This window comes from Nocardia transvalensis NBRC 15921 (genome assembly GCF_000308875.1).
GTDB lineage: Bacteria > Actinomycetota > Actinomycetes > Mycobacteriales > Mycobacteriaceae > Nocardia > Nocardia transvalensis.
In genome coordinates, this window is sequence record NZ_BAGL01000077.1 from 1 (window position 1) to 12,613 (window position 12,613).

At 71.0% G+C, this 12,613-nt stretch carries 11 protein-coding genes and 1 pseudogene; 8 read left to right on the forward strand and 4 right to left on the reverse strand.

Annotated features, from left to right (window positions below):
• Window positions 1-1,322, forward strand: a pseudogene (gene sucB, locus ON41_RS27360) (2-oxoglutarate dehydrogenase, E2 component, dihydrolipoamide succinyltransferase); the annotation flags it as partial.
• Window positions 1,323-1,344: 22 nt separating this feature from the next.
• Entirely contained in the window at window positions 1,345-2,247 is a 903-nt protein-coding gene (locus ON41_RS27365; protein ID WP_040750730.1) for a TIGR01777 family oxidoreductase, read from the forward strand.
• Between the two features lie 7 nt (window positions 2,248-2,254).
• Here ON41_RS27365 and ON41_RS39350 read toward each other — a convergent pair whose 3' ends face one another.
• Entirely contained in the window at window positions 2,255-3,871 is a 1,617-nt protein-coding gene (locus tag ON41_RS39350) for a sugar ABC transporter substrate-binding protein (RefSeq protein WP_051162612.1), read from the reverse strand.
• A 162-nt stretch (window positions 3,872-4,033) separates the two neighbouring features.
• On the opposite strand from ON41_RS39350, the gene ON41_RS27375 reads away from it, so the two are divergent.
• The 5 genes from ON41_RS27375 (at window position 4,034) to ON41_RS27395 (ending at window position 9,667) form a co-directional block, all read left to right on the forward strand.
• The gene (locus ON41_RS27375; protein ID WP_373281363.1) at window positions 4,034-4,567 is read left to right on the forward strand and encodes a GNAT family N-acetyltransferase; all 534 of its coding nucleotides are present in this window, start codon (window positions 4,034-4,036) and stop codon (window positions 4,565-4,567) included.
• A 63-nt stretch (window positions 4,568-4,630) separates the two neighbouring features.
• Window positions 4,631-5,398 carry a lipoyl(octanoyl) transferase LipB gene (gene lipB / locus ON41_RS27380; protein WP_276325757.1) on the forward strand — a complete coding sequence of 256 codons (768 nt, stop codon included), beginning with the start codon at window positions 4,631-4,633 and terminating at the stop codon, window positions 5,396-5,398.
• A 111-nt stretch (window positions 5,399-5,509) separates the two neighbouring features.
• Window positions 5,510-6,562, forward strand: a complete 1,053-nt coding sequence (lipA, locus tag ON41_RS27385; protein ID WP_051162616.1) for a lipoyl synthase — start codon at window positions 5,510-5,512, stop codon at window positions 6,560-6,562.
• A gap of 110 nt (window positions 6,563-6,672) precedes the next feature.
• Complete coding sequence (locus ON41_RS27390; RefSeq protein WP_040750731.1) at window positions 6,673-8,874, forward strand: elongation factor G-like protein EF-G2; 2,202 nt, start codon at window positions 6,673-6,675, stop codon at window positions 8,872-8,874.
• Window positions 8,875-8,923: 49 nt separating this feature from the next.
• Entirely contained in the window at window positions 8,924-9,667 is a 744-nt protein-coding gene (locus ON41_RS27395; protein WP_040750732.1) for a DUF4191 domain-containing protein, read from the forward strand.
• Window positions 9,668-9,747: 80 nt separating this feature from the next.
• Here the strand turns inward: ON41_RS27395 and ON41_RS27400 are convergent, their stop codons facing one another.
• On the reverse strand, window positions 9,748-10,131 hold the full coding sequence (locus tag ON41_RS27400) for a YrdB family protein (RefSeq protein ID WP_246829615.1): 384 nt from the start codon (window positions 10,129-10,131) through the stop codon (window positions 9,748-9,750).
• Between the two features lie 155 nt (window positions 10,132-10,286).
• On the opposite strand from ON41_RS27400, the gene rox reads away from it, so the two are divergent.
• Window positions 10,287-11,720: a rifampin monooxygenase gene (gene rox / locus ON41_RS27405; protein ID WP_040750742.1), complete on the forward strand. Its 1,434-nt coding sequence runs from the start codon at window positions 10,287-10,289 to the stop codon at window positions 11,718-11,720.
• A gap of 114 nt (window positions 11,721-11,834) precedes the next feature.
• Here the strand turns inward: rox and ON41_RS27410 are convergent, their stop codons facing one another.
• Window positions 11,835-12,293, reverse strand: a complete 459-nt coding sequence (locus ON41_RS27410) for an RDD family protein (RefSeq protein WP_040750733.1) — start codon at window positions 12,291-12,293, stop codon at window positions 11,835-11,837.
• Between the two features lie 36 nt (window positions 12,294-12,329).
• On the reverse strand, window positions 12,330-12,515 hold the full coding sequence (locus ON41_RS41865; protein WP_157185640.1) for a hypothetical protein: 186 nt from the start codon (window positions 12,513-12,515) through the stop codon (window positions 12,330-12,332).
• Between the last annotated feature and the right edge of the window lie 98 nt (window positions 12,516-12,613).

Genomic DNA, 12,613 nt, shown 5'->3' on the forward strand with positions numbered 1-12,613 from the left:
CGAGGTCGACGACCCGCTGCTCGAGGTCTCCACCGACAAGGTCGACACCGAGATCCCGTCGCCCGTCTCCGGCACGCTGCTGGAGATCACCGCGAACGAGGACGATGTCGTCGCCGTCGGCGGCCAGCTCGGTGTGATCGGCAGCGGTTCGCCCGCCGCCGCGCCCGCTCCGGCGCCCGCACCGGCTCCGGCCCCCGCGCCCGAACCGGCTCCCGCCGCCGCTCGCTCCGGCTCCGGCCCCCGCGCCCGCTCCGGCGCCGCCTGCCCCGGCTCCCGCGCCTGCTCCCGCACCCGCGCCTGCCCCGGCTCCCGCACCCGCTCCGGCCGCGGCCGCCGCTCCCGCCTCCTCCGGCGGCAACGGCGAGGCCCCGTACGTGACGCCGCTGGTCCGGAAGCTGGCCGCCGAGAACAACGTCGACCTGGCCAAGATCCAGGGTTCCGGCGTGGGCGGCCGCATCCGCAAGCAGGACGTGCTCGCCGCCGCCGAGGCCACCAAGGCTCCCGCGGCCCCGCAGCCCGCCGCCGCGCCCTCGGCCCCGGCCCCCGCGCCGCAGTCCTCCGCCCCGGCCGCCCAGGCCGGTGTGCGCCCGCAGCTGCAGGCACTGCGCGGCACGGTCCAGAAGGCCAGCCGCATCCGCCAGATCACCGCGGTCAAGACCCGTGAATCGCTGCAGGCAACCGCGCAGCTGACGCAGACCCACGAGGCCGACGTCACCCGCATCGCGGCCCTGCGGTCGCGCGCCAAGGACGCCTTCAAGGAGCGCGAGGGCGTCAACCTGACGTTCCTGCCGTTCTTCGCCAAGGCCGCGGTCGAGGCGCTGGGCGTGCACCCGAACGTCAACGCGTCCTACAACGAGGACACCAAGGAGATCACCTACCACTCGGCCGTGCACCTGGGCATCGCGGTGGACACCGAGCAGGGCCTGCTCTCCCCGGTCATCCACAACGCGAGCGACCTGTCGCTGGCCGGACTGGCCCGTGCCATCGCCGATATCGCCGGACGCGCCCGCAACGGCGGCCTGAAGCCCGACGAACTGGCCGGCGGCACCTTCACGATCACGAACATCGGCAGCCAGGGCGCCCTGTTCGACACCCCGATCCTGGTGCCGCCGCAGTCGGCGATGCTCGGTACGGGCGCGATCGTCAAGCGGCCGGTCGCGATCGCCGACAACGGCAACGAGTTCATCGGCATCCGCTCGATGTGCTACCTGCCGCTGACCTACGACCACCGCCTCATCGACGGCGCCGACGCGGGTCGCTTCCTCACCACGATCAAGCACCGCCTCGAGGAAGCCGCGTTCGAGGCCGATCTGGGGCTGTGACCGAAGAAGATCCGGTAACCGCATGAAGGTTGTGATCGCCGGCTCGTCCGGATTGATCGGGACGGCACTGGTGGCGGCCCTGCGGCGCGACGGGCACGAGGTGGCCCGCCTGGTCCGCCGTCCCGCGGCGGCGCGCGACGAGTTCTCCTGGGACCCGGTGCGCGCCCAGGTCCCGCACCGCGCGCTGCGGGACGCGGATGCCGTCGTCAACCTCTGCGGTGCCGGGCTCGGGGCGCGGCGCTGGAACGGCAGCTACAAACAGGAGCTGCGCGACAGCCGCCTCACCCCCACCGACGTGCTCGCCGGGGCGGTCGCCGCCGCCGGGGTGCCGACGCTGGTCAACGCCAGCGGCGTGCACTACTACGGCGGCGACACCGGCGACCGGGTGATCACCGAATCCGCCCCCGCCGGAGCGGGTTTCCTGGGCATGCTGTGCCAGGACTGGGAGGCGGCCACCCATCCGGCCGCCGAGGCCGGAACGCGCGTCGTGCTGCTGCGCAGCGCCGTGGTCCTGGCACGGCACGGCGGCATCCTCGGCATGCTGCAGCCGCTGTATTCGCTGGGCCTGGGCGGGCGGCTGGGCAACGGCCGCCAGTACCTGCCGTGGATCTCCCTCGCCGACGAGGTCGGCGGGATCGTCTTCGCCCTCACCCACGACACCGTGTCCGGTCCGGTGAACCTGGCCGGACCCGCGCCGGTCACCAATGCCGAGTTCAACCGTGCCCTCGGCCACGCCATGCACCGCCCGGCCCCGCTGGTCGTCCCCGCCGTCGCGCTGCGCGTGGCGATCGGTGAATTCGCCCATGAGGCCATCCTGCACGGCCCGCGCGCGATCCCCACGGTGCTCGAGGAAGCCGGATACACCTTCCAGCACAACACGATCGGCCAGGCCCTCGCCGCCGCGGTCGGCAACCGCGACCACTGACCGCCGCTCAGCCGGTCCGCTGGTACAGCTTCTCGATCTCCCGTGCCGCCGCCGTCGCGGCCACCTTCGGGTCCTCCCCCGCGATCACGGCGACCTCCATGCGCGCCAGCACATTCCAGGTCTGTTTCATCTGCGGGAACGCCGGCATGGGCCGGCCCGCGGCACACAATCGCGTGTATTCGGCCACGGCCGGATCGCCCGGGACGCCGTGCGCGCCCACCGGGGCGACCACGTGTCGGCACAGAGCGTCCATCACATCGTCGTGCGCGAGATAGTCCGCGAACAGGTCCATCGCCGTCACCCGGCTACGGCCGTGCCGCGCCAGCATGAGCCCGTGGACCGCGGTGAACGTCGGCTCCCCCGACACCCCGTCGACGCCCGGCACGGCGCTCACCGCCACCGGAATCCCGGCCGCCCGAACATGTTTCATGGCATCCGCCGTGCTGACCAGGAACGGCGTACGCCCGGCGCAGAACAGCTCGATGGCCTCGGCCCGGTCCACGGAGCGGCGCAGCACGCCCAGGCCCGCCTCGCCCAGCTCGCGCAGGTGTGTCAGGGCGGCCACGGATTCCTCGGTGGCCAGCAGGATCCGGGAGGGGTCCCAGCCCGCCTCGGTCGTCTCGAACAGCCGGCCCCCGGCCCCGGCGAACAGCGGCCAGATCTGGAACGGCTCGCCCGCCGCGCCGACCCGCAGCGCGAAGGGCTGCTCCACGCGCCCCGCCGCCTGGAGCGCGAGGCCCGTCTCCAGCAGTTCCTCGAATGTCGCGGGCGCCTCGGGCGCGAGATCGGTATTCCGCAGCAGGGCGGCGGTGTCGATGGTGGTGGGGATGCCGTAGAGCCGGCCGTCGACCGTGAGCGCCCGCAGCGCCCACTCCGGGAAGGCGGCGCGATGGTCAGCGGTCAGCAGCGTCGGTGCGATCGAGTCCCGCTCGATGAGGGCGCCGATCCAATCATGTGGATACACCACGGCATCCACGTCCCGCACGGTCGCCATCTCCTCGGTGAGCCGGTCGAGCGTCATCGTGAGGCCCTTGGCCTGGAAGGAGACGTCGACCCCGTACGTGTCGCGGAAGTCCTCCCGGAAATTCGACAGCGCGGCCGCGCGCACGTCGTCGGCCAGCACCGTGACGTGCGGTTGTAGCTCTCGCAGCCGCCCGTACTGATTGCGCTGCCAGCGCACGCCCGACGCGTCGGTGAACGTCACCATCACCCGGCGCACCGCCGCGGGGCGGGCGATCGGATCGGGCGTCGGGAGGAAGATCGGTTCCGGCGCGGGCGGCACGACCAGGTTCTGGACCTTGGTCCCGTCGTCCTCGTACCGGCGCTCGGCCGGCAGGATCGTCGCGTACAGCTGGTACACGGGCGCTTCCGAGGCATTGCGGACGAAGACGCCGGGCTCGCCCTCCGGGGACCGGCCCCACCACGCCGAGATCCGGGCGGCCTGGCTGCGGCGTTCGAACAGGTCCTGTTTCTCGCGGCGTTCGGCATTGACCCGGTCGCGCTCGGACTCGATGCCGTAGGTGCGCCGGGCGACCACCACCGCGACCGACGCGAAGACCAGGGCCAGCAGCGACCCGACCCCCTGCATCCAATCCGGTGCCTGTTCCAGTACCCCCGCCGCCATGCGTCGCTCCTGCCAGTGAACCGGACGTCCCTGCATCCTTACCGGTACTGCCCCGGCTGTCCGCAGAATCGGGCGAATGCGAAAGAACCTCCAGCGCAACGGGTACCGCGGAGTCGCCGATCCGGACGGCGGGCGCGGTTCGCACGCCGTTACCGTTCTCCCGTGGACGGAAACAGAACGCCGGGTCTGGTGATCCGGGAGGCGCGGGACGCGGATCTGCCGGAGATTCTGGCGATCCACAACAACGCCATCGCCGAAACCACCGCGATCTGGGATACCGAACCGGTCGGGATCGAGGAGCGGCGCGCGTGGCTGCGGGATCGCACCGCGGCCGGGTATCCGGTGCTCGTCGCGGAACTCGAGGGTGCGGTCGCCGGGTACGCCAGTTACGCGCAGTGGCGGCCGAAGTCGGGGTATCGGCTCACCGTCGAGAACTCGGTGTACGTCGCCGATCGCTTCCACCGGCGCGGGGTCGCCACGGCGTTGCTGACGGAACTGCTGGCGCGGGCGGAGGATTCGGGGACGGTGCACGCCGTGATCGCCGCGATCGAATCCGCCAACACCACCTCGATCACCCTGCACGAGAAGTTCGGATTCCGGATCGTGGGTGAACTGCCCGAGGTGGGGCGCAAGTTCGGGCGCTGGATGGACCTGACTCTGATGCAGTACACGATCCCCGTCGTCGATCCGCGCTGAGCGCCGGTACCGGGTGTCCAGGTCGGGCTCCGGCGCCGGTAACGATGGCGTAACCTCCCTCGGGTGAGCGAGCCTGACAGCGACGTTTCCCCACCGGGCGAGCCCGCGTCCCCGCCGGCTTCCCGGGCCGATTCCGCGCGCTACGACGCAACCCCCATGGACGTCGAGAATCTGGGTCTCATCGACTATCACAGCGCCTGGGATGTGCAGCGCGACATCGCCGCCGAGCGTGCCGAGGGGCACGGCCGGGACCGGTTGCTCCTGCTGGAACATCCGTCGGTGTTCACCGCCGGCAAGCGCACCGAACCGGCGGACCTGCCGATCGACGGCAGCCCGGTGATCCAGGTCGACCGCGGCGGCAAGATCACCTGGCACGGCCCGGGGCAACTGGTCGGCTACCCCATCGTCCGGCTCGCCGAACCGGTCGACGTCGTCGATTACGTGCGCCGCCTGGAAGAGGCGTTGATCACGGTCTGCACCGATCTCGGCGTCACCTGCGGGCGGATCGAAGGCCGCTCGGGCGTCTGGGTGCCCGCGAACGACATCCTGCCGGACCGGAAGGTGGCCGCGATCGGCGTGCGCGTGCAGCGCGGCGTGGCCCTGCACGGCGTCGCGCTGAACTGCAATTCCGCACTGGACGGCTTCGAGACGATAGTGCCCTGCGGCATTCACGACGCCGGCGTCACCACCCTGAGCCGGGAACTGGACCGCGAGGTCACGATCTCGGAAGTACTAGGCCCAGTAGCCGACGCGATCATCAGGGCCCTCGACGGTGAACTACCCGTATCGCAGCACCACCTCCCGGCGCGGCCCGCCCCGGATCTGGACTGACGGAGCGGAGGCCGCCCGCGGCCGGAGCGGAGGAGGGAAGATCCGGGGGCCAAGAGGGCCGCGCCCGCGGCGCCGGAGGCGACGCCGAAAACACGGCGTAGAGTCTGTTTAGTGACCTCCGTCGACACCCCGACATCGAAAGGCTCGGCTCACACCGCCGCAGCACCCAACGGCCGCAAGCTGCTTCGCATCGAGGCACGCAACGCCGAGACCCCGATCGAGCGCAAGCCGTCGTGGATCCGCACCCGCGCCACCATGGGCCCGGAGTATTCCGAGCTCAAGGGCCTGGTGAAGCGCGAGGGCCTGCACACGGTCTGCGAGGAGGCGGGCTGTCCCAACATCTTCGAATGCTGGGAGGACCGCGAGGCCACATTCCTCATCGGCGGCGAGCAGTGCACCCGCCGCTGCGATTTCTGCCTGATCGACACCGGTAAGCCGCAGCCGCTGGACCGCGACGAGCCGCGCCGGGTCGCCGAGAGCGTGCAGCAGATGGGCCTGCGCTACTCGACCATCACGGGTGTCGCCCGCGACGATCTGGAGGACGGCGGCGCCTGGCTGTACGCGGAGACCGTGCGCGCCATCAAGCGCGTCACCCCGAACACCGGCGTGGAACTGCTCATCCCCGACTTCAACGACGAGCCCGAGGCGCTGGCCGAGGTGTTCTCCTCGCGCCCCGAGGTGCTGGCGCACAACGTGGAGACCGTGCCGCGCGTCTTCAAGCGGATCCGCCCGGCGTTCCGCTACGAGCGCTCGCTACACGTGCTCACCGCCGCTCGCGAGGCGGGCCTGATCACCAAGTCCAACCTCATCCTCGGCATGGGCGAGACCCCGGAGGAGGTCACGCAGGCGATGCGCGACCTGCACGAGGCGGGCTGCGACATCCTCACCATCACGCAGTACCTGCGCCCCTCCCCCCGCCACCACCCCGTGGACCGCTGGGTCAAGCCGGAGGAATTCGTCGAACACTCCCGTGTCGCAACGGAAATCGGCTTCGCCGGCGTCATGGCCGGCCCCCTGGTCCGCTCCTCCTACCGCGCCGGCCGCCTCTACGCCCAGGCGATGAAGCGCCACGGCCGCGCCCTCCCGGAGGAGATGGCCCACCTCGCCGACGAATCCACCGCCACCCAGGAAGCCAGCTCGGTCCTCGCCCGCTTCGGCTCCTAGCCCGTCCCGGATGGTCCGTTCCGGTATCTTTTCGAATCGCTGACAGTCCGTGGTCCCCGGTGGGAAGCTCGAGTGAACCGCACGTGTCGACTCCGGGAACGAGGACTGACATGGCCGAGAGAGCGAGCACATCGGCAGGGGCAAACGGGACGGCGATCGCGGCGGAGCGCCCCGACGCGATCCGCAATGTGGTGCTGGTAGGTCAGAGCGGTTCGGGCAAGACCACGGTGGTGGAGGCCCTCGCGGTCGCCACCGGCGCGGTCACTCGCTCGGGCCGCGTGGAGGACGGCACCTGCGTCTCCGACTACGACGATATCGAGCAGCGGCAGCACCGGTCGGTGCAGTTGTCGGTGGTGCCGCTCGCGTGGAACGACATCAAGATCAATCTGCTGGATACGCCGGGATACGCCGATTTCGTGGGCGAACTGCGGGCCGGTCTGCGCGCGGCGGACGCGGCCCTGTTCGTGATCTCGGCCGCTGCGGGCGCGCAGGGCGTCGGCGGGCAGACGATGGCGCTGTGGGAGGAGTGCGCGAGCGTCGGCATGCCGCGCGCGCTGGTGATCACCCACCTGGACGCGGCCCGCGCCGATTTCGACGAGATGACCGAGACCTGCCGCGAGCTGCTCGGCGGCGGTGCGGCGGAAAGCATGCTGCCCCTGCATCTTCCGGTGTACGGGCCCAAGGGCGCCGACGGCCACCGGCCCGTCACGGGACTGATCGACCTGCTCACCGAGCGCGTCTTCGACTATTCGAAGGGTGAGCACACCCGCGCCGAGGCGACCGCCGAGCAGGCGTCGCTGATCGACCGGGCCCGCGGCCGGCTCATCGAGGGCATCATCGCCGAGAGCGAGGACGAGACCCTCATGGACCGCTACCTGGAGGGCGCGGAGATCGACCTCGCCACCCTGGTCGCCGATCTGGAACGGGCCGTCGCCCGCGGCACCTTCCATCCGATCCTGATCGCCGCGCCGCCGCCGGAGGGCGCCCGCGAGGGGCTGGGCACGGTGGAGATCCTCGAGCTGATCGCGCGCGGATTCCCCACTCCCGCAGAACATTCCGTCTCGGCGCGGCGGCTCGACAACGGCTCGACCCCTACTCCCCTGCGCTGCGATCCGGAGGGTCCGCTGGCGGCCGAGGTGATCCGGACGGCCTCGGACCCCTACGTCGGCCGGATGTCGCTGATCCGCGTGTTCTCCGGGACGCTGCGCGCCGACGACACCGTCCACGTCTGCGGGCACGGTCCGGTCGTCGAGCGCAACCACGACATCGATGAGCGGGTGGGCGCGGTCTCCGCTCCGTTCGGCAAGCAGCAGCGTCCCCTCGGGCAGGCCATCGCGGGCGATATCGCGTGCGTCAGCAAGCTCGGGCACGCCGAGACCGGCGACACCCTGTCCGCCAAGGACGCCCCGCTGCTGATCGAACCGTGGCGGATGCCGGAACCACTTCTGCCCGTGGCCATTCGCGCGCACGGCAAGGCCGACGAGGACAAACTGTCGCAGAGCCTGGCCCGCCTGGTCGCCGAGGATCCGACGGTGCGGCTGGAGCAGAACGGGCAGACCCACCAACTGGTGCTGTGGTGTCTCGGCGAGGCCCACCGGGATGTCGCGCTGGAACGGCTGCGGTCCCGGTTCGGGGTGCAGGTCGACACGATCGACCACCGGGTGGCGCTGCGGGAGACGTTCGCCGGCAGCGCGTCCGGTCGCGGACGGCACGTGAAACAGTCGGGCGGGCACGGCCAGTACGCGATCTGCGAGATCGAGGTGGCGCCGCTGCCGGAGGGTTCCGGCATCGAATTCGTGGACAAGGTGGTGGGCGGGGTCGTGCCGCGCCAGTTCATCCCGTCGGTGGAGAAGGGCGTGCGCGCCCAGGCCGCGCGCGGGGTCGTCGCGGGGTATCCGCTGGTCGATGTGCGGGTGACGCTGTTCGACGGTAAGGCGCACTCGGTCGACTCCTCCGACGCCGCCTTCCAGACCGCGGGCGCCCTCGCCCTGCGCGAGGCCGCCGCGGCCGCCCGCATCAATCTGCTCGAGCCGATCGCCGAGGTCGCGGTCACCGTCTCCGACGACTACGTCGGCTCCGTTCTGTCCGACCTGTCGAGCCGCCGCGGCCGCGTCCTCGGCACCGAACCCACCACCGCGGGCCGCACCGTCATCCGTGCCGAGGTCCCCGAACTCGAACTGAGCCGCTACGCCATCGATCTCCGCTCCCTGGCCCACGGCTCGGCCCTGTTCACCCGCACCTACATCCGCCACGAACCCATGCCCGCCCAGCGCGCCGACACCCTCCGCGCGGAAGCCGACTCCTCGGCCTAGCCTCGTCCCCCCTCCGAAGCAATCGGGCATTCCCGATATCCTGGGGACCATGGCAGCAGGGAAGGGCGGGAAACCGTCCAAGGAAGCGAAGGCCGCGGCGAAGGCGGCGCGCAAGCAGGCGTCGAAGGAGCGGCGCCAGCAGCTCTGGCAGGCGTTCCAGATGCAGCGCAAGGAGGACAAACTCCTGCTGCCGCTGATGATCGGCGCGTTCGTCGGTATCGCCGTGGTGCTGTTCGTGATCGGCCTGATCGTGCACCTGCAGTGGTTCTTCCTGCCGGTGGGCCTGCTGCTGGGTGCGCTGGTCGCGTTCATCATCTTCGGGCGGCGGGTGCAGCGCAACGTGTACGCGCGCGCCGAGGGCCAGGCGGGCGCGGCGGCGTGGGTGCTCGACAACCTCCAGGGCAAGTGGCGCGTCACCCAGGGCGTCGCGGCCACCACCCAGCTCGACGCCGTGCACCGCGTCATCGGCCTGCCCGGCGTCATCCTGGTCGCCGAGGGTTCCCCCTCGCGCGTGAAATCCCTGCTGGCGCAGGAGAAGAAGAAGACCGCCCGCCTCGTCGGCGACACCCCCATCTACGACATCGTCATCGGCAACGACGAGGGCCAGGTCCCCCTCAAGGGCCTCCAGCGCCACCTCACCAAACTCCCCCGCAACATCGACACCAAGCGCATGGACCTCATCGAAGGCCGCCTCTCGGCCCTCGCCACCCGAGGCGGCCCGGCCCTCCCCAAGGGCCCCCTACCCTCCGGCGCCAAAATGCGCGGCGTCCAACGCACCATCCGCCGCCGCTGACAGCTCGAACACCGAAAGCCCACGCCCGCCGACAACGGGGGCGTGGGCTTTCGCGTTCGGTCTGCGCACTCGGCGTACGGCTACAGCGGAATTCGGCGCGCCCCGAGCAGCCAGGCGATCCGGTCGTAGGCGAGAGCGTGATAGACCAGCAGCGCCAGTCCGCTGGCCAGGGCCCAGCCGCCCAGACCGGCGGCCCATAGCAGGAGGGCGCCGCCGCCGAGTACGGCTAGTTCGACCAGTAGGCGCAGCGGGCCGGGGACGGCGACGGGGGCTTTGCCGCTGCGGCTTCGGTCGCCGGGGACGGCGAAGACTCCCCAGAGCACCGCGGCGAGCAGTGGGAGCAGGACGACGAGCACGAACCTCCACGGTCCGTCCGCGATCTGCCAGCCGAATATCCCGAACGAGACGAACGCTACGAGTTCGAGGAGGAAACGCACGGCCAGCATGGCCGGATTCAACGACACCGGCGCAGCATATCCGCGGGACGACAGGGCTTCCCCCGCCACTTTCAACATATATCGCACCGGGGGGCTTGCGGCAAGGCCGGGGGGATGGCGCAGAATGGCCCGCCGGAGCCAGGACCTGCGACAACGCGGGCCTCAGACGAATGGGGCGGTACATGTTCGATGTGATCATCGCGGGTGGCGGGCCTACCGGTTCGATGCTGGCGAGTGAGTTGCGGCTGCACGGCGTGGATGTGGTGGTCCTGGAGAAGGACACCGAGCCGCTCGGGCACGCGCGGGCGCTGGGACTGCACGCGCGCAGTATCGAGGTGATGGATCAGCGCGGGCTGCTCGAGCGGTTCCTCGCGCTCGGCACGAAGTATCCGATCGGGGGCTTCGCCGGAATCCGGAAACCCGCGCCCGAGGGACTGGACACGGCGCACGGGTATCTGCTCGGGATCCCGCAGACCATCACCGATCGGCTGCTCGCCGAGCACGCCGCCGAACTCGGCACCGAGATCCGTCGCGGCGCGGAGGTGACCGGCGTGAGCCAGGACGAGGACGGGGTGACCGCCGAACTCGCCGACGGCGCCACGCTCCGCGCGCGCTACCTCGTCGGCTGCGACGGCGGCCGCAGCACCGTGCGCACCCGGCTCGGCATCGGCTTTCCCGGCGAGCCCGCCGGGATCGAATGGCTGCTGGGCGTGGTGGAGATCGGCGTGCCGCCGGAGACCCTGGATGCCGTGGCGGCCGAAATCGGTACCAGCCATTTGCGTTTCGGCCCCACCCCCGCCCAGCCCGCCGGGGTGTACAGCTTCGTCGCCCGCACCGAGGAGGTGGCCGAGGACCGGGCGCTCCCGCCGACGCTGGAGGAGTTCACCCGGCGGGTGCGCGAACTCGCCGGCACCGATTTCGGCATCCACTCCCCGCGCTGGCTCACCCGCTTCGGCGACGCCACGCGCCAGGCCGAGCGCTACCGCGTCGGCCGCGTCCTGCTGGCCGGCGACGCGGCGCACATCCACCCGCCGATGGGCGGGCAGGGCCTCAACCTCGGCGTCCAGGACGCCTTCAACCTCGGCTGGAAGCTCGCCGCCGAAATCCGCGGCTGGGCCCCGGAGGGCCTGCTGGACACCTACGAGACCGAGCGGCACCCGGTGGCCGCCGACGTGCTGACCAGCACCCGCGCCCAAGCCGTCCTGCTGTCCCCCGAACCGGGCCCCCGCGCGGTGCAGCGGCTGATGTCGGAGCTGATGGACCTCGAGGAGGTGAACCGCTACCTGATCGAGAAGAACACCGCGATCGGCATCCGCTACGACTTCGGCGACGACCGCCCGCTGGTCGGCCGCCGGCTGCGAGATATCGACCTCGACGGCGGTCACCTCTACGGCCTCATGCACGCCGGGCGCGGGCTGCTGCTCGACCGGACCTCCCGGCTGTCCCTCGCAGGCTGGACCGACCGCGTCGACCACGTCGTCGAGCCCGGCGCGAAACTGGACGAGCCCGCGGTACTACTGCGGCCGGACGGGCATGTGGCGTGGGCGGGTGACGATCAAGACGACCTGCTCACCCACCTGCCGCGCTGGTTCGGGGCCCCTACCAAAAACATGTAGGGGCAACAAGGAAAGGCGCGTCGGGACATGGGAGCGGAGACGCACCGGGGCGGAGGCGAGAGCCCGTCGGGACCGGACGGGCCGAGGGCGCGACGGGCGGAGGCGCGGGAAGGCTCAGCGTGAGCGGACCAGGGCGGTGCCGGTGGCGCGGTCGTGCATGCCGCGGCCGTCGGAGTCGGTGAACAGGGCCGGGACCACGAAGAGCAGCAGGACCTGACGGGCGAGCGCGCGCACGAAACCGACCGTGGCCTCGGCATCCACCCGAATCACCCGCAGCCGCAGGAAGAATTGTCCGGGGGTGAATCCGAAGAGGGTCACGGTGACGATGCCGATCACGAACCACACCAGCAGCGTCAGCGTGTTGATCGAGCCGCCGCGAGCGATGATCGCCGCGATCCCCATCGCGATGAACCAGTCCACGAACAGCGCGACGATGCGCCGCAGCAGCGAGACCAGCGATCCCGCACCCGTTTTCGGCAGCCCCAGCAGCTCACCCGGATAGTCGCCCGGCCCCGGCTCGCCCGGATCGGCCTCATTCGGTCCGGACAGCCAGGAACCGGTGATTCGCGCCATGCCCCCAGCTTAGGCACCCGTCTCATGAAGCCCACGTCACACCCGCACAGCACGTCCCCGATCCGGAGCAGCGATGTTGCGCGCCGGAAACTCACCGCGCGGGACCGTGCACGGCGCGTGGTTTGCAACACATATTTTCGGCGTCTTCACCGCCGCCGCGAGCCCGGTGGTGGCAGGATATGCCTGCTGGTCGAGCGGTGAATCGGCGATCGGCCCGGTCACGCGCGGGGTCCCGGGCCGCCGAAGGCCGCAGCCGGCAGCACGTGTAACACTGGCGAAACACAGTCTTGATTGTCGGGAAACACCGCGTCCATAGCGTT